This is a genomic window from Paractinoplanes toevensis, assembly GCF_018332695.1.
Classification (GTDB): Bacteria; Actinomycetota; Actinomycetes; order Mycobacteriales; family Micromonosporaceae; genus Actinoplanes; species Actinoplanes toevensis.
The window spans coordinates 1-18,327 of the sequence record NZ_BOQN01000041.1 but is presented as its reverse complement, the minus strand read 5'-3'; the positions used below and the strand labels follow the sequence as shown (position 1 = coordinate 18,327).

Here is an 18,327-nt window from a genome sequence, read left to right as displayed (position 1 = left end):
CTCCGGTCACACGGGGGAACTAGCTAGGAGATTGCCGTGGTCACATGGCGTCGACTGCTGGCGTGTGCGCTTGCGTGCATGCTGGTGGCAGAGGGACTGGACACTCCGGCTTCGGCCGCCGACCCGCGGCCGGTGCGGCCGGCCGGGGCCGCGGACGCCGCGCCGGTACAACGAACGGGAGCCGCGCCGAGCGGCAGCCACTACTTACCGGCCGGTTCGAGCGACACGTCGCTGCCGGCCAAGGGCGGCAAGGGAGTACGGCCGGCCGGCGCGGTGCCGGACCGGCTGACCGCCCCCGTCCTTGCCGAACCGGCGCCGGCTCCGCGGCGGATCAAGCCGGTGGTCAAACCGGCCGGTGCCCGGCGGGCGGGTTTCGACGCCCGCACCAGCAAGCTGGTGGCCGAACCGGACGCGCGGACCGAGCTGTACCAGAACGCCGACGGCACGATGACCGCGCTGCTCGCGTCCAGCTCCGGCGCGATCACCACGGACGGCGACACGTTCGTGATGTCCGGTCACGGCGACGAGTCCGGCTCGACCGACCTGCAGGTCGGCACCGATGACGGCGGCAAGCACATCGGCCGGGCCTACCTCAAGTTCGGCGACCTCGCGACGACGCTGAAGAACAAGTACGTCAACGGTGCCGCGCTCACCGTCTTCGAATCCTGGGCCGACTCCTGCTCGGCCACCCCGGTGACGGTCTTCCAGGTCAGCGAGTCCTGGTCGGCGTCGTCGCTGCGCTGGCCGGGCGCGTCGGTCAACCGGGCCTACGAGACCCGGTCCTTCGCCCACCAGGGCGGTGCCTCCGGCTCCTGCGCGCCGGCCTGGGAGTCGCTGGCGCTGAACGCCGACGACGCCACCGGCTGGACCCACGGCCGCGCCTTTTACGGCCTGAGCCTGCGGGCGCCGAACGAGAAGTCGAACGCCCAGTTCAAGCGGTTCGCCGCGGCGGAAAGCGCCAACCCGCCGCGGCTGAGCGTCACCTACTCCGCCGAGGGCGCCGCGTACGGCGTGGACTCGGTGCTGCTGCCGACCAACACCACGGCCGGCAACGCCGTCGTGAAGGTCACCAACCAGGGCTCGAGCACCTGGGCGGCGGGTGGTGGCTTCAAGGCCGGCGTCGTGGTCAAGAACGGTTCGACCGTCGTCGCGACCGGAGCCAAGGTCGCGCCGTCGGCCGCCGTCGCGCCGCTGGGCACCGGCACGATCACGGTGCCGATCCCGGCCGTCGCACCCGGCACCTACACCGTCGAGCTGCAGATGTACGACGCGTCCGGCGCCTCGTTCAACAGCGCCTACGGCGTTCCGATCGGCACCTTCCCGATCAAGGTCAACAACGTCCTGCCGGCCGCCAACTTCGAACAGCCGGGCTCCGGGGCCGAGGTCGAGTCGATCACCCCGACCCTGTACGCCGAGGGCGTCGACCCGGACAACTGGCCGGCCAACGCCAAGCTCAAGTACGACTTCAAGATCTGCTCGGGCACCCCGGAGGCGCCCACCAACTGCACCAGCTCGGGCTTCACCGGTCACACCTGGACCACGCCGGCCCTGAAGTGGTCGAGCACCTACTACTGGTGGATCCGGGTGCACGACACGATCGGCGCCGGGCCGTACTCCGGGCCGCTGATGCTCACCACCCGGGTGCCGCAACCGGAGATCACCTCGAACCTGGGCGGCTCGCCGGACACGGTGCAGGCGCCCGGCGTCGACCCCGGCGTCGGCAACTACTCGACCGTGGTCACCGACGCCTCGGTCACCACGGTCGGTCCCGACCTGACCATCACCCGCACCTACAACAGCCTCGACCCGCGACGCACCAACGCGTTCGGCTCCGGCTGGGCCTCCCGGGTGGACACCGCCCTGGCCGAGGACAAGGTGGCCGGCGCCAGCACCGCGCCGAGCGCCGTGATCACCCTGCCGACCGGCCGCCAGGTGCGCTTCGGCCGCAACCCGGACGGGTCCTACGCGCCGCCCCAGGGCGACGCCATCACCCTGGTCCGCAACGACACCACCGCCACCTGGACCCTGCGCGACGCCTCCGGCAGCCGCTGGGTGTTCGACGCGCTCGGCCGGCTCGTCACGCTGATCGACGCGGACGGGCTCACCGAGACCCTGCGCTACGACACCGGCGACCATGTCGTCGAGATCCTGAACAACGTCAGCAACCGCAAGCTCAACCTGACCTGGACCGGCGCCCACGTCACCGAGGTGCGGGCGAACGGCGGTCCGGCCTGGACCTACACGTACACCGGAAATCGCCTCACCTCGGTGTGCGGTCCCGACCCGGCCCCGAACTGCACCACCTACGAGTACGGCGACACGTCGCACTACCGCAGCGCGGTCCTCAACGACGCGCCGCGCGGTTACTGGCGCTTCGGCGAGACGAGCGGCTCGACGGCGGCCAACACCACGGCCCGCTCGCCGGGCGACGACGCCGGCACCTACACCGGGGTGGTCCTGAACGCCGACGGTGCGGTCGCCGGCGCCGGTGAGCACGCCGCCGTCTTCGACGGGGCGAGCAGCCGGGTCACCCTGCCATCCAAGGTCACCACATCGTCCATGTCGGCGGCGGCCGAGCTGTGGTTCAAGACCACCGAGTCCGGCACGCTGCTCAGCTACCAGAACGGCCAGTCGTTCCCGGGCACCGCCACCGCCTGGACCCCGGTCATGTACGTCGGTGTCGACGGTCTGCTCTACGCCGGCTTCTCGGTGCCCAAACCGGAGGGACCGCGGCAGGCGGTCAGCGACGCGGTGGTCAACGACGGCAACTGGCATCACGCGGCGATCTCCGCCGCGGTCAACCGGCAGACGCTGTACATCGACGGCGTCGCCCAGAAGATCGCGGCCGTCGGCCCGGTCGACCACGACGACCAGATCCAGTACACGGTCGGCGCCGGCCAGGGCAAGGACTGGCCGTCCACCAACGGCGCGGGCTTCTACTTCGACGGCGCGATCGACGAGCTGGCGCTCTACACCCAGCCGCTGAGCGCGCTCGCGGTCGCCAACCACTACGCGGCGGCCGCCAAGATCGATGTGCTGACCGGGGTGGTGCTGCCGCAGGACGGCCGCCGGTTCGCCGCGCTGACCTACGACGACGCGGCCGACCGGGTGCGCACTCTCAAGGACAGCTGGGGCCGCGACTGGAGGCTGGACGCGCCGTTCCGTAACGGCGGCACCGCCACGATCGCGCTGCACGGTCCGTACCCGGACTGGACGTACACGATCGACTACGACCACGGCGCGCGCCTGGTGTCGGTGACCCACAACGGCACCGGTCAGTACTACGAGTACAACGCGGCCGGCTTCGTTTCCAAGATCACCGACCCGAACAACCACTCGGCCGTGTTCACCACCGACAGTCGCGGCAACGTGCTCTCGGAGCAGAGTTGCCGGCAGCCGGGCGCGTGCGACACCAGCTACACGTCGTACTACCTGAACAGCGCCGATCCGCTCGACCCGCGCAACGACAAGGTCACCGCCGAGCTCGATGCCCGGTCGAGCGGGCCGGCCGACACGACCTACCAGACCACGTACGGCTACGACCCGACCGGGCGGCTGGTCACGGCCAGTTACCCGAAACCGACCGGGGTCTCCGCGCGGCCGGACGAGAGCTGGGACTACGCCACCGGGTCGGAAGCAGCCGAGGGTGGTGGGACGGTTCCGGCCGGGGTGCTGGTCAAGCACACCGGGGTTCGGGACCAGGTCACCTCGTACACCTACCGATCCACCGGCGACCTGGCCCGGGAGACCAGCCCGCTCGGCCTCAACACCCGTTACGCGTACGACGAGCAGGGTCGCGTCTCGACCAGGACGACCGGCAACGACGGTGGGGCGACGTTCGGCACCACCACGTACACGTACACCCCGAGTTCGCTGGTGAAGACCGAGACCGGCCCGGCGGTGAAGAACCCGATCACCGGGGTCACCCACCAGCAGGTCACCACCTACGGCTACGACGGCAACGGCAACACGGTCAGCGTGACCGACGCCGACGCCACCGGCGGCGACCCGGCCCGCACCACGCTGTACGGCTTCGACGCCCACGACCGGCCGGCCTCGACCCGGTTCGCGGACGGCACCGCCAACAGCACGACGTACTCCGCCGACGGTCTGACCGTAACCACCGCCGACGCCGGCGGAATCACCTGGACCAGCGTCTACGACGACCAGCGGCAGCTGCTCACCCGCACCGCGAACGGTCCCGGCGCCGACCCGCAGAATCCCACGGCCAACTCCGCGCTGACCCTGGAATGGCGTGGTTACGACCCCGGTGGCCGGCTGACCAGCTACTCCGACGCGATCGGCCGGATCACCAACTACACCTACTACGACAACGACCTGCTGGCCACGTCGGTCCGGAAGGGCTACCACGCCCCGGACGGCACGGTCCGCGACGTCACCCTCGAGAAGCGGTCCTACGACGCCGCCGGCAACCTCACCCAGCTGGTCGAGGGCGGCGTCACCACGACGAATGCCTACGACCCGGCCGCCGCGGTCAGCCGCACGGTGGTCGACCCGGGCGGCGCCGCCCGGACCACCGACTACCTGTACGACCCCGAGAGCAACGTGGTGCAGGAGACCCGGACCGGCGCGGCCCAGCCCGGTCGCAGCGAGGTCACCACGTACGGTTACGGCCCGGACAACCAGCTGACCCGCACCGACCAGCAGCCCGCCGGTGGCACCGTGCTGTCCACGGTCACCACCTACGACGAGCGCGGCCTGCCCCGGTCGGTGCGAAACCCGCGGGTGCTGACCACCGACTACACGTACGACGCGAACGGCCGGCCGAGCACCGAGACCGGGCCGGCCGTGGACACCTGGGTGGCCGGCAAGCAGACCAAGTCGGTGCGGCCGGCCGTCACGACCGGCTACAACACGTTCGGCGAGGCGACCGTCCGCAAGGACGCGAACGGTGCGGTCACCACCACGGCGTACGACCTGATGGGCCGGGCCGCCGGGATCACCCAGCCGACCTACTCGCCGCCCGGCGGCGTGGCGATCACCCCGACCGTCTCGTACGAGTACGACTACCAGGGCAACGTCACCAAGTTCACGGATGGACTGCAGCGAGTCACCTCATCCACCTACGACCCGTACGGCAACCAGACCTCGATCACGCTGCCGCCGGTCGGCAGCCGGCCCAGCACCACCGCGTTCCGCTACAACCGCAACGGTGAGGAGGTCTCGGCCACCACCCCCGGCGGCAGCCAGACCCTGGCCACCTACGATGAGCTGGGCAACCAGGTCACCGAGACGCGGGTGGAGCGGCAGCCGGCACCGACCAGCTACCTGATCACCGCGACCGAGTACGACGACGCCGGGCACGCCACCAAGGTGACCACCCCGCAGGGGCATGCGACCAACCTGGCCTACGACACGTCCGGGCTGCTCAGCAAGGTCACCGACGCCACCGGCCGGGAAACCTCCTACGCGTACGACCTGGCCGGCCGTCAGCTGAGCAGCACCGACCCGTCCGGGCTCACCACCGCCACGGTCTACGACCTGGCCGGGCGGACGGTCGGCGGCGAGCAGCGGCGGGGCACGACGGTGCTGCGGGGCACGACGGCCGAGCTCGACCCGAACGGCAACACCCGGACCGCGACGACCGGCGGCGGTCGAAAGATGACGTACGACTACGACGCCTATGACCGGGTCGTCGCACAGACCTCGCCGGCCGAGGCCGGCCACGACGTGCAGGTGCAGACCGGCTACGACGCGGCCGGTAACACCACCCGCTACGTCGACGGGAACAACCACGCCACCGACTACACGTACAACGTGTGGGGCCTTCTCGAGTCGACGATCGAGCCGGCCACCGCGGCCGCGCCCGACCCGGCCCAGCGCACCTGGACGTTCGCCTACGACAAGGCCGGGCAGGCGGTCACCCAACGGCTGCCCGGCGGGGTGGTCCGCACCGCGACCTACGACGCGCAGGGCCGGCTCACCGGGGAGTCCGGAACCGGGGCGGAGGTCCCCACGGCCGACCGGACGCTCGGATACGACGCCGACGGGCGGACGGTCAAGGTCAGCGACATCAGCTACTCCTATGACGACCGCGGCGACCTGATCGGCAGCTCCGGGCCGGCCGGCACCACGTCGCAGAGCTTCTCGGGCGACGGCCACCTGATGACGCGTACGGATGCGGCCGGCACCGCGTCGTTCACCTACGACGACGCCGGGCGGCCGCTGACCTTCAGCGACCCGGTCACCGGGCGGACCGTGGACTACGGCTACGACACGGCCGGGCGGCTCGGTTCGGTCATCGACCGGGCGGCCAGCAAGACGGTCAAGCGGGTGCTCACCTACGACGACCTGGAACGGCTCGCCGCCGACCGGGTGGAGCAGACCGTCACGGCCGGGCTGCCGCCGCGGGTGCTGCTCGGCGACGCGTACATCTACGACGGCGACGACAAAGTCACCGGCAAGACGCAGTACACGGCGTCCGGAAGCACCGCTAACTCGTACACGTATGACGGTCTTGGTCGGCTTTCGACGTGGACGTCACCGAGCGGGACTGTCGACTACGACTTCGACGACGCCGGGAACCGCATCAGAGCCGGGTCGGTGACGTCCACCTACAACGAGCAGAACCAGCTCACCAGCGACGGGACCAACACCTACACGTACTCGTCGCGCGGCACGCTGGACCGGAGCACGAAGGGCGAGGTCTCCTACGACGCCTTCGAGCGGCTGATCGCCGACGGCTCGACCTCCTACACGTACGATTCGCTCGACCGGCTCTCGACGCGCAACGGCATCGGCGGATTCGCCTACGACGGCCTCACCAACGACGTGGCCGCCGACGGTTCCCGGGTGGTCAGCCGGGACAGCTGGGGGCAGCCCTTCGCCGACAAGGCGGTCAGCGGCGGCACCGCCCGGATGCTGTACGCCGACGAGCACGGCGACGTGACCGGCCGCTACCTGTCGGCGAGTGCGCCGGACACCCGCAGTTACGACCCGTTCGGCGAGGTCACCGCATCGGCGGGAGAGACCGCGGCGACCGGTTACCAGGGCTCCTGGACCGACACCGCGACCGGCTCGGTCAACATGGCGTCTCGCTGGTACGACCCGGGCACCGGCTCGTTCCAGAGCCGGGACACCTGGGCGGTCGACCCGGAACCGGCCGGTTCCGGCAACCGGTACGCCTACGGCACCGGCGATCCGGTCGCCAACGCCGACCCGTCCGGCCACTGCCCGATCTGCGAAGGCATCATCCTCTGGGCCGAGTACGAGTGGCATCACCCGACCAGGCTCGGCTACGAGCAGTGCGAGATGGAGGGCCCGGGGGCCTGCCACAAGAATTCCTGGGCCACCTACCGGGGGCCCAGCGGCATGCGGCCCGATCGCAGCCGGTACAGCCACTACACCAACCCGCACCCCACCAAGAAGGGGCCGGGCAACGGTCCGGGCAACGGTCCCGGCGGCGGTGGCGGGCCACGGGGTGGCGGCGGGCCGAGCGGTAGCGAACCGCGTTACACCCCGCCGCCTCCGCCGCCCCCGCCGCCGTGGGAGCCGCCGCTGTTCAAGCCGGTCAAGCCGCCGGCGCCGGGCACGCAGGTCAAGCCGCGCGTGCCGCGGATCAACATCAAGCTGCCCAAGTTCAAGATCGTGGATCCCGGTCCGGCCATCACGGCGGGCATCGCGGCCCTGGTCACCACCGCGGTCGGCACCATCGAGGAGACCGGTGCCGGCCTGACCCTGCTGGTCGGCGGCCTACTTGTCGACTGGCTGAACCAGGTGGGCAAGCGACCGAAGAACAACCCGCGGCTGCGCACCTGGGAGAGCGACGACGATCCGCTCTCGCAGCAGACCAAGGAGCAGCGGGACGAGTGCTTCGCCGACGGCTCGCTCAACGGCGAGGAGATCCACTACAAGGACGTGGAGCCGAGTTACGACCCGGACGAGCCGCGTGGCCGGGCGACCGGGGCGGAGGCCTGCTACAACCCGCCGGGTCCGAAGTCGGTCGGCACCGTGGCGACCTACACCCCACCGGGCTACCAGTCCACCCCGAACAACGAGATGGCGCGCGGTCACCTGATCGGACGCGAACTCGGCGGCAACGGCCAGATACCGGAGAACATCGTGCCGCTGTGGCAGCGCAAGGTGAACTCCGGTGCCATGTACCACGGTGTCGAGAAGATCGTGAACGAGTGGTCCAAGACCAATCAGGTCTACTACTCCGTGACACCCGTCTACGGCAACCCGAAGAGCGACGTACCCACCTCGATCGAGTTCGTGGTCGCCACCCCGGGTCAGCCCGTGTTCCGAGCAACGATCAGGAATATCAAATGACAACTCCCTCCGTGGCCACCGCCGCCCTGCTCGAACTCCTTCGCTGGCCGGCGTCACCACCGGCACCGATCGATTGGGCGGCCGTGCAGAGCGCCACGGGCGCCCAATACCCGGCCGAGTTCCGGGAGGTGACCGAGGCGCTGCCGCCCGGCATGTTCCAGACCTTCCTGTCCCTGCTGCATCCGGCCAACTTCCCGCCGGAGGAGTACGCGGACGAGATCCACGGCTACGCCCAGATGCTGGGTGAACCGGATCTGGTGCCGTGGGCGGTGGTCGGCATGGACTACATCATCGCCTGGCGGATCGAGGGCGACGACCCGGACGCGTGGCCGGTCGTGGTCTGCGACAGCCGCGGTCCGGGGCGGGTGGTCCATCGGCTCTCCACGGCCGCCTTCCTCCGGGCGGTGCTGACCGTGCCCACCCCGATCGAGGAGCTCTCCTTCGTCGCCGAGGCGCAGCAGCCGCCGTCCTACGTCGCCAACGACGGCCGGATGTCCGCACCCGCCGGCCCGGACGAGGAGCACTGGAACCGCGAGGCCGAGGGCCGCGAGCTGATCGGCCCGGTGGACTGCGTGGACCAGCTGCGCGACCTGGTCACCCCGGCCCCGATCACGATCACCGTGCCGCGCTGGTACACCGTCTGGTCGCAGGTGCAGGGCAAGATCGGCTGGCCGCCGCCGCCCGACTACAAGCACCTGATCGAGGAGCTCGGCGCGATCCAGGTCGGCCCGGTGACGGTGGCGGCGCCCGGCGGGCCGGTCGACCTGGTCAAGACGTACGACAAACTGCGTCGGCGGGTGGTCAAGCAGCGCGCCGCCGGCGGCGGTCCGGCCGGGACGGTGTGGCCCGAGCCGCGCGGCGTCATGCGCTGGGGTGACCTCGAGGGCGGTGGCCACGTCTGCTGGCTGACCTACACAAAACGGCCCGAGTTCTGGCCGGTCATCGTCTTCGACGCCGAGCTGAGTCGGCACCGGCTCCACATGATGTCCGCTTCCCGCTTCCTGCTCGAAGTCGCGACGAATCCAGACCACCCTTGGGGAGGATGAACTTTGAAATCAACACGGGGGATAGCAGCGGCGGCTCTGGCCGCCGCATTGGCCGTGGTGGGCCTGGCCGGGCCCGCCTCGGCGGATCCAGCCGATCCGGCCTCCTACGTCCAGCCCGACGTCCCGCGCACCCTCGATGTCGGGCTGCTGCCGGCCATCGGTGACAAGCGCTTCGCCCGAACCAAGACCCCCGCCCGGGACCGGTCCGGCCGTACCTTCGTCTATGTCGAGGGAACGACGGCCGCCGCCGCCCAGGCGGCGGTGAAGAAGGCCGGCGGCAAAGTCCTGCAGACCCGCGGCAAGCGGGTCCGCGCCGCGGTTCCCGGCGGCAAGCTGGTCACCCTGGCCAAGCAATCCGGGGTCGCCGCCGTCCGGCAGCCCGACCGGGCCTTCCCGCTCGCGGTCACCTCCGAGGGCGTCGAGACGTCCGGTGCCGGTGCCTGGATCCGGGGCGGCAAAACCGGCGCCGGAGTCAAGGTCGGCATCGTCGACATCGGCTTCGACGGCCTCTCCGACGCGCGGGACGCCGGCGAGCTTCCCGTCGGCGTGACCCTGCACGGCAACGACTGCCCGGCCGAGAACGGATCGAGCCACGGCACCGCGGTCGCCGAGGTCGCGCACGACATGGCCCCCGGCGCCGAGCTCTACCTGGCCTGCGCCCCCGACTCGATGACGTTCGCCTCCGCCGTCGAATGGCTGACCGGTCAAGGCGTGCAGGTCATCAACGCCGCCATCGGCTTCCCCAACACCGGTCGCGGCGACGGCACCGGCGCCGGGGGCTCGCCCGCCGCGGTGGTCAAGCAGGCCCGCCAGGCCGGCGTGCTCTGGGTCGCAGCGGCCGGCAACCAGGCCCAGCTGCACTGGTCCGGGCCGGCCGCGGACGCCAACACCGACGGGTACGTCGAGGTCAGCGGCACCGCCCAGGGCAACGGGTTCACCATTCCGCCGGGCGGCACCGCGACCGTGAGCCTCCGCTGGGACGCCTGGCCCACCACCCGGCAGGACCTCGACCTGATGGTGCTGTCGACGAACCGGGTGCCGACCGGCTCGGGCGACACCGCGATCGTCGGTCAGTCGACCAACCCGCAGGCGACCGCGGCCACCCCGCTGCCGCCGACCGAGCAGGTCACCATCACCAACACGTCCGGCGGGTCGCAGACCTACTGGATCTACGTGGCGGCCCGGACGCCATCCCCGTCGACCAAGGCCGATGTGTTCGTGATGGGCGACGCCATCAGCCTGTCCTACCCGGTCGCGTCGGGCAGCGTCCTGGAGCCGGCCACCTCCCCGTACGCCATGGCCGTCGGAGCCAGTGCGGTGGGCAGCGGCCGGGTCGACGACTACAGCTCGCAGGGCCCGACCGTGGACGGCCGCACCAAGCCCGACATCACCGGGCCGGCCGGCGTCTCCACCTACACCTACGGCCCGGCCCCCACGATGGCCGGCACCTCGGCCGCGGCCGCGCACGTCGCGGGCGCCGCCGCGTTGCTCCTCGGAGCCAACCCCAGCCTGGACGCCAGTCAGGTGGAGGCGATGCTGGAGGGGCGGACCAACCCGGCGAAGTTCGACAACCAGTGGGGTCACGGCCTGCTGGCACTCGGCTCGGCCGACGACACTCAGCCCGCGGCCGGCAACGGCTTCACCCCGATCCAGACGCCGTACCGCCTGCTCGGCACCACCTCGGCGATCGGTGGTCACCAGCGGCAGTTCACCGCCGGTGAGGTGTTCACGTTGCCGATCGCGAACCTGCCCGGCGACACCACCGCGGTGGCGATCAACATCTCGGCGGTCTCGGCCAACCGCACCAGCCTCTGGTTCTACCGGGACGTCAACACCATCGGCGACGTGCCCACCCTGGAGCTCAACGCCGACAAGCACTCCACCATGGCCATCGTCCCGCTGTCGGCGGCCCGCACCATCACCATCCGCAACGACGCCGGGACGGCCGACCTCTATGTCGACCTGATCGGTTACTTCAGCCCGACCGGCTCCGGCACCTACTTTCCGGAGGACGCCCCGGTTCGAGTCCTCGACACCCAGACAACCGTCGGCAACCACAAGGCTCCGCTCGCCGCCAACGAGACGGTGACCATCCCGATCCGCGGTGTCGCCGGGGTGCCGGACAACGCCACCGCGGTCGCGCTCAACGTGCACGGGACCGAGAGCAGCGTGCTCGGTTACCTGCAGGTCTATCCGCAGACGCTGCCGACGACGACCGGCACCCTGGACACCCCGCCGAACAGCATCCGCAGCAGCCTGGCACTGACCGGCATCGGCGACGACGGGGCCATCCGCCTCCGTAACGCGGCCGGTACCACCTCGGCCGCCGTCGACGTGCTCGGCTGGTTCGCTCCCGGCAACGGCGCCAAGTTCGTGCCGCTTCCGCGGGCCACCAAGGTGCTCGATACCCGTACCGGGACCGGCGCGACGGCCGGGAAGATCGCCCAGAACGGCGTCGTGCCGCTCTCGGTCGGCGACGTGGCCGGCGTGCCGCGTAACGTGACCGCGCCGGTGCTGACCCTGACCGGGCTGGCCGACGGGGTCGGCGCGCTCTCCGTGCACCCGGCCGAACGCGGTTCCTCCGGCCGGACCGACGTCGATGGTCTCGAAGCCGCCAAGGCGGTCGAGAGCATCGTGATCCCGCGTACCGGCGGCAGCGGCCAGGTGGAGATCCGGGCCGGGGCCGCCTCCACCCACCTGGTCGGCGCGGTGACCGGTTACTTCACCGGCGGACCGGCCCTGGCCGAGCAGACCGGGTCGTGTGCGCTCGATGCCGAGCCGGGCTTCGTCCCGCTGTTCGACGGGCGCTCACCGCAGAGCGCGGTGTGGCGGCAGGCCGGCACCGCCGGCACGGTCACCACCACGAACTGCGAACTCAGCTCCACCCCGAACGACGCCTTCATGTGGTACCCGGCCGAGGACCTGCCGTCGGAGTACACGCTGCGGCTGGACTACAAGACCACCTCCGACTCGTCGGACTCGGGCGTCATGCTCGGCTTCGGCGCACCGCCCAGCGGCACGCTCTCCGCCGCCGGGGGATACGAGGTGCAGATCCGGCCGGACGGCGCGGCCACCCTGGCCACCGGCGCTATCGCGTCCAACCGGGCGCCGATCCGGTCGACCCAGAAGCCGGCCGGGCAGTGGAACTCGGTCGACATCGCGGTCAGCGGGAAGCGGATCACGGTCCAGCTCAACGATGTCGTGGTCAACGACTTCCTGGCCACGGCGGTCGGCAAGATGCTCGACCCGGCGTACATCGGTCTGCAGGGCAGTGCCGCCGGCAACCCGGTGACCTTCCGCAACGTGCGGGTGCGGGCCGACAAACCGGTTGCCCGCTACGGCGCGATCATCGGCAACGGCGGCCTGTGCATCGACGTGGTCAACGCGGGCCGCGCCCGGAGCGCCCAGCTGCAGGGCATCCCGTGCAAGGGCAACGACGCCCAGCAGTTCACCCTGCCGGGTGACGGCACCATCCGGATCTTCGGACTCTGCCTGGACGCCAACGGCCCGGTGCGCAGCGGCACCTACAAGTTCATCTACACCTGGACCTGTAACGGCACGAACCAGCAGCAGTGGGTGCCGCGGGCGGACGGCACGATCTACAACGCCGCCCAGAACACCTGCCTGGACCTGCCCTCGACGGGGGCACTCCAGCTGTACACGTTCAGCTGCCACGGCGCGGCCAATCAGCAGTGGCAACTGCCGGTCAAGCAGGCCCGGACCGGTCCGCTGCTGCTCAGCGGCTATCCCGGCCTGTGCGTCGACGTGACCGACCAGAACGCCGCCGTCGCGGCCCAGATCCAGGCCGCGACCTGCGTCGCCGACATCGGCAGTCAGCAGTGGACCACGCCGGGCGACGGCACGCTGCGGGCGTACGGCTTCTGCCTGGACACCGCCGGCCCGGTCCGCACCGGCACCTACAAGTGGGCTCAGCTATCCGCGTGCAGCGGGGCGGCCTCCCAGCAGTGGGCGGTCCGGCCCGGCGAAGCCATCTACAACCCGGCCCTCAACTACTGCCTGGACGGGAACGGCCTGGTCGCCGCGGGCGGCCGGATCGAGACCTATCCCTGTAACGGCACGATCAACCAGCGGTTCTCGATCCCGGCGCTCGGCCAGGGCGACGGGATGCACCGGTCCACCGCGGCCACGCTGGTCGCGTCCTGGTCGATGAACGAGAACAACGGCACCTCGACGGCCGACGACACCGCGTTCGCCCGGCCGGCCACCCTGACCGGAGCCACCTGGACGACCGGGCACACCGGCGCCGGGCTCAACTTCAACGGCACCACGGCGTACGCCTCGGCCGCCCCCACCGCCCTGCAGACCGACCGTTCGTTCACGGTCGCCGGCTGGGCCAAGTTGAGCGACGCGAGCACGTCCCGCACGGTCGTCGCCCAGGACGGCACCGAGCGCACCCCGTTCGCGCTGCTCTACTACCCGAACAACGACGAGTGGGAATTCGGGGTGACCAACCTGTCGACCTCGGGTTCGTACGTCCGGGTCGGCGCCGGCGCCGGCAGCATGACGCTGAACCGCTGGACCCACCTGGTCGGCGTCTACGACGCCGAGGCCGGCACGGCCAAGCTGTACGTGGACGGCATCCTGAAGAACACAGTGGTGGTGGGCAAGCTCTGGCTCGCCCCCGGCAACACCGCGATCGGCCGGGCCTGGTGGAACTCGGCGCAGGGCAACTTCTGGAGCGGCGCCATCGACGATGTCCGGCTCTACCAGGGCATCCTCACCCAGGATCAGATCACGGCGCTGAGCCGGAGCTGAGGTTCTGACGGTCACGCCGGGTGGGTGTCACCACACCTACCCGGCGTGACCGCGGGCCCCGGCGAGCCCGCCGGAATCTCCAGGGGCGCACGCGGACACGCTCTCACCGGACGCGCCACGGTGCAGCTCGCGCCGGATCACCCGACGGGGTCGCAACTCGCCGGGGCGCGGAACGGCCCCTGCCGAACCGGTGCGATGCGGCGCGGCCGGCCCGGCAGGGGGCTTTCGTCCGACGCTGCTCTTTGCACCCGTACGCGTCAAGGCATGTCGATCAGTCACTACTACGGCGTTTCGCGCACTCTGCACGGACGTGGAACACTGCGAACATGCCGCCGCAACGGGCGACTCTCCTCCAAGTGGCACAGCGGGCCGGTGTGTCCCGCAGCACGGCCTCCTTCGTCCTGACCGGTCGCCACAAAGACATGCGCATCTCCGAGGACGCCCGGCAGCGCGTCCTGCGGGCGGCCCAGGAACTGGACTACCGGCCCAACCTCATGGCGCGCAGCCTGCGCACCAAGGTCACGAAGACGGTCGCGCTGGTCTCCGACACCATCGCTTCCGAGGCGTACGCCGGACGCGTCATCCAGGGCAGCCTGGCCGCCGCCGTGGCGCACGGGCACCTGCTGTTCATCGGCGAGACCGAGGGCGACCCGGTCGTCGAGGAGAAACTGATCTCCGACTTCCTCGACCGGCAGGTGGACGGTTTCCTCTACGCCAGCATGTTCACCCGCAACATCCGCCTGCCCAAGTTGCTGCACGGCCAGAAGGTCGTGCTGCTCAACTGCCTCACCCGGGGCGCGCACCCGGCCGTCGTCCCCGACGAGCTGACCGCCGGGCTGGACGCCGCCCGCACCCTCCTCGACGCCGGTCATCGGGCCGGGATCTATCTGGTCGGGCACACTCGTGACCAGGTCTTCGCCAGCCGGGAGCGGCTCGCCGGCATCAAGGAGGGGCTCGGCGACGCCGGGGTGCGGCTGGCCGGCACCATCGACTGCAACTGGTGGCCCGACTCGGCGTACGACGCGGTCTGCCGCGCCCTCGACGACGGCCTCACGCCGCAGGCCCTGATCTGCCTCAACGACCGGGTCGCGCTCGGTGCCTATCAGGCGCTGCGCGAGGCCGGCCTGCGCATTCCGGACGACGTCTCGGTGATCTCCTTCGACGATTCCGACCTGGCCGCCTGGCTGCGACCCCAGCTCACCAGCATCGCGCTGCCGCACTACGAGCTCGGCTGGCGCGCGATCGAGACACTGCTCGGCCAACCGGGCGAGCCCGCGGTGCAGCGCCTGCCGATGCCGGTGCGACGCCGTGCCTCGATCGGTCGACCGCCCGCTGAATAACGTCGTACCCCCGTGGTTTCCTTGATGCCGTGAGCACGCCGGCCTCCTCTCCCGCGGTGCGCCGGCCTGCCTACCGGTTGGTCCGGCGCCCCCGCCCCGCCGTGCCCGCGCTGCACGCCGACGAGCTGCAGAGATATGTCGCCGCCCACGACGACGGCCCGCTGCTGGTGGTCGGCGGCCCCGGCACCGGCAAGACGACCACGCTGGTCGAGTCGGTCGCCGCCCGCATCGCCGAGGGGGTCGACCCCGAGCGCATCCTGGTCCTCACGTTCGGCCGTCGCGGCGCCATGGCCCTGCGCGATCGCATCGAGGCCCGCATCGCCGACGACCCCGGCCGCATCGTGCACGAGCCCCTGGTCCGCACCTTCCACGCCTATGCGTTCGCCCTGCTCCGCCGGGCCGCCGCCGAGCGTGGTGAGCCCTCACCGCGCCTGCTCACCGGTCCCGAGCAAGACCTGATCATCCGGGAGCTTCTCGAGGCCGTCGGCGACGAGGAGACCGCGGATGAGGTCGGCTGGCCCGAGGCTCTACGCCCCGCCCTGCCCACCAAGGCCTTCGCCCAGCAGCTGCGCGACCTGATGCAGCGGGCCGCCGAGCGCGGCATCGACGCCGCCGAGCTGGCCCGCATCGGCGAGCGCGTCGGCCGCGACGACTGGCCGGCCGCGGCCCGCTTCCTCCGGCAGTACGTCGCGGTGCTGGCCCTGCGCGACGTGACGACCCGAGGCTCGTCGGCCTACGACCCGGCCGAGCTGGTGCGGGCGGCCTCGGGCCTGCTGGCCGACGACCCCGAGCTGCTGACCGCGGAGCGCAACCGCCTCGCCTACATCTACGTCGACGAGCTGGCCGACACCGACCCGGCCCAGATCGAGCTGCTCCACCTGGTGGCCGGCGGCGGAAAGCCCCTGGTCGCCTTCGCCGACCCGGACTCGTCGATCTACGGCTTCCGCGGCGCCGACCCCACCGGCGTAACCGTGTTCCCCCAGCGCTTCCGCACCGCCTCCGGCGCGGTCGCCGAGACCATCACCTTGCACACGAACTACCGAGCCACCGCCCCGCTGCTCACCTCGACCACCCGAGTGTCCCGCCACATGCGCGGCCCCATCAGCCACCGCTCGATGCACCCACCCCTCCCGCCGGCGGAGTCCGAATCGGACGCCGCCGCGTCCCGGGCCAGCACGGCTTCCGCGTCGGACGTCGGCTCTGCGCCCGCCGCGGCCCCTGGCTCTGAGGTGGTTTCCGCTGCGGAGGCGCCGGCCGACGGCCTCTCCTCGCCGCAGGTCTCTGCGGCGGATCCCGCCCCCACTCCGGATGCTGAGACGGCCGGCGATGCGCCGAGTGGCGCGGCGGGTGGCGGTGTGCCGGGGGGCGCGGCGGGCGGCGGTGCGCCGGGGGGCGCCAAGAGCGGCCAGGGTCCGTCGGCGGGTGATGTGGCCGGGCGTTCGCGGGGGGACGGGGCGGAGCGGGCCGGGGCGGTGGTGCGGACCTTCCGGTCGCCGACCGCGGAGACCGCCTACGTCGCGCATGCGCTGCGTGAAGCGCATCTGCTCGACGGGGTGCCGTGGTCCCGCATGGCGGTGGTGTTGCGGTCGACCTCGTTGCAGCTGCCGTCGATGCAGCGGGCGCTCGCCGCGGCCGGGGTGCCGACCGTGACGCACGCCGAGGACATGCCGCTGCACCTGCAGCCCGCCGTGGCGCCATTTTTGCTGCTCCTGCGGTGTGCGCTGCAGCCGGAACTGCTCGATGAGGAGGCGGCGGTCGCGCTGCTCCACTCATCGCTGGGTGGGGCCGATCCGCTCGCCGAGCGGCGGCTGCGGCAGGGGCTCCGGGCGCTGGCGCTGGCCGCGGGGGACCGGCGGCCCTCCGGCGAGCTGCTGGTCGACGCGGTGCGTGACCCGGCCGGACTGGACATGGTGGAACGGCGCTGGGCCAAGCCGGCGCAGACGGTGGCCCGGCTCATCGCCACCGCGCGGGAGGCGGCGGCCGTTCCGGGCGCCACGGCCGAGCAGGTGCTGTGGACGGTCTGGCGGGAGAGCGGTCTCGCCGACCGGTGGTACGGCCTGAGCACCCGCCCGGTCGCCTCCGACGACCCGGACGCCGGGCGTGCCCGGCAGTGGCGGGCCGAAGCCGCCGACCGTGACCTCGACTCGATGGTGGTGCTGTTCGACGCGGCGGCCCGGTTCGTCGACCGGCTGCCCGGCGCGCGCACCGAGGTCTTCCTCGACCACGTGCTCGGGCAGGACCTGCCGGCCGACTCGATCGCGCCGAGCGCCGACCGTGGCGAGGCGGTCCGGCTCCTCACCGCCCATGCCGCCAAGGGCCTCGAGTGGGACGTCGTGGTGCTGGCCGGCGTGCAGGAGGGCATCTGGCCCGACCTGCGGCTGCGGGGCAGCCTGCTCGGTTCGGAACGCCTGGTCGACTATCTCGCGGGCCGCGCCACCAGCGGCCCGGCCGCCGTGGTCGGCGAGACGTCGGCGCTGCTCGACGAGGAGCGCCGCCTCTTCTACGTGGCTACCACCCGGGCCCGCCGCCACCTGATCGTCACGGCCGTCGCCTCGGCCGGCGTCGGCGGTTCCGAGGGCGAGGAGCAGCCCAGCCGTTTCCTCACCGAGCTGGCCCTCCCGATCCGGGGCCGCACCCCCGGCGACGACCCCGACACCCCGCCGCCCCCGGACCCCGATCCCTGGGACACCGATCCCGATGGCCCGACGGATCCCGATGGCCCGACGGATCCCGACGGCCCGACCGATCCCGACGGCCCGACCGATGCCGACGGCCCGGCGAACTCCGATGGTCCCGCCAACCCCGACGGCCCGGCCGACCCCGACGGTCCCGGTCCGGCGAACGCCGACGGACCGGTCCAGCCTGGCGGGCCG

General features: G+C 71.7%; 5 protein-coding genes. All 5 read left to right on the top strand.

All coding sequences use genetic code 11. The features are described 5' to 3' along the window. Window positions 1-78 precede the first annotated feature (78 nt). The gene (locus tag Ato02nite_RS15030; protein WP_213007130.1) at window positions 79-8,292 is read left to right on the top strand and encodes an RHS repeat-associated core domain-containing protein; all 8,214 of its coding nucleotides are present in this window, start codon (window positions 79-81) and stop codon (window positions 8,290-8,292) included. Then, window positions 8,289-9,338 (top strand): hypothetical protein, encoded by a 1,050-nt coding sequence (locus Ato02nite_RS15025; RefSeq protein WP_213007129.1) that lies wholly within the window; start codon window positions 8,289-8,291, stop codon window positions 9,336-9,338. Before Ato02nite_RS15030 ends, Ato02nite_RS15025 begins: the two co-directional genes overlap by 4 nt. Before the next feature lie 3 nt (window positions 9,339-9,341). Continuing rightward, window positions 9,342-14,114: a ricin-type beta-trefoil lectin domain protein gene (locus Ato02nite_RS15020; RefSeq protein WP_213007128.1), complete on the top strand. Its 4,773-nt coding sequence runs from the start codon at window positions 9,342-9,344 to the stop codon at window positions 14,112-14,114. 356 nt (window positions 14,115-14,470) lie between these two features. Continuing rightward, on the top strand, window positions 14,471-15,454 hold the full coding sequence (locus tag Ato02nite_RS15015) for a LacI family DNA-binding transcriptional regulator (protein WP_246606993.1): 984 nt from the start codon (window positions 14,471-14,473) through the stop codon (window positions 15,452-15,454). Window positions 15,455-15,483: 29 nt separating this feature from the next. Next, the coding region (locus Ato02nite_RS15010) for an ATP-dependent helicase (RefSeq protein ID WP_213007126.1) at window positions 15,484-18,327 on the top strand (2,844 nt) is incomplete at its 3' end.

Bases quoted from the DNA above. Each gene is read 5' to 3' on its own strand.
- Ato02nite_RS15030 (WP_213007130.1), top strand. From the start codon at position 79: ATGCTGGTGGCAGAGGGACTGGACACTCCGGCTTCGGCCGCCGACCCG.
- Ato02nite_RS15025 (WP_213007129.1), top strand. From the start codon at position 8,289: ATGACAACTCCCTCCGTGGCCACCGCCGCCCTGCTCGAACTCCTTCGC.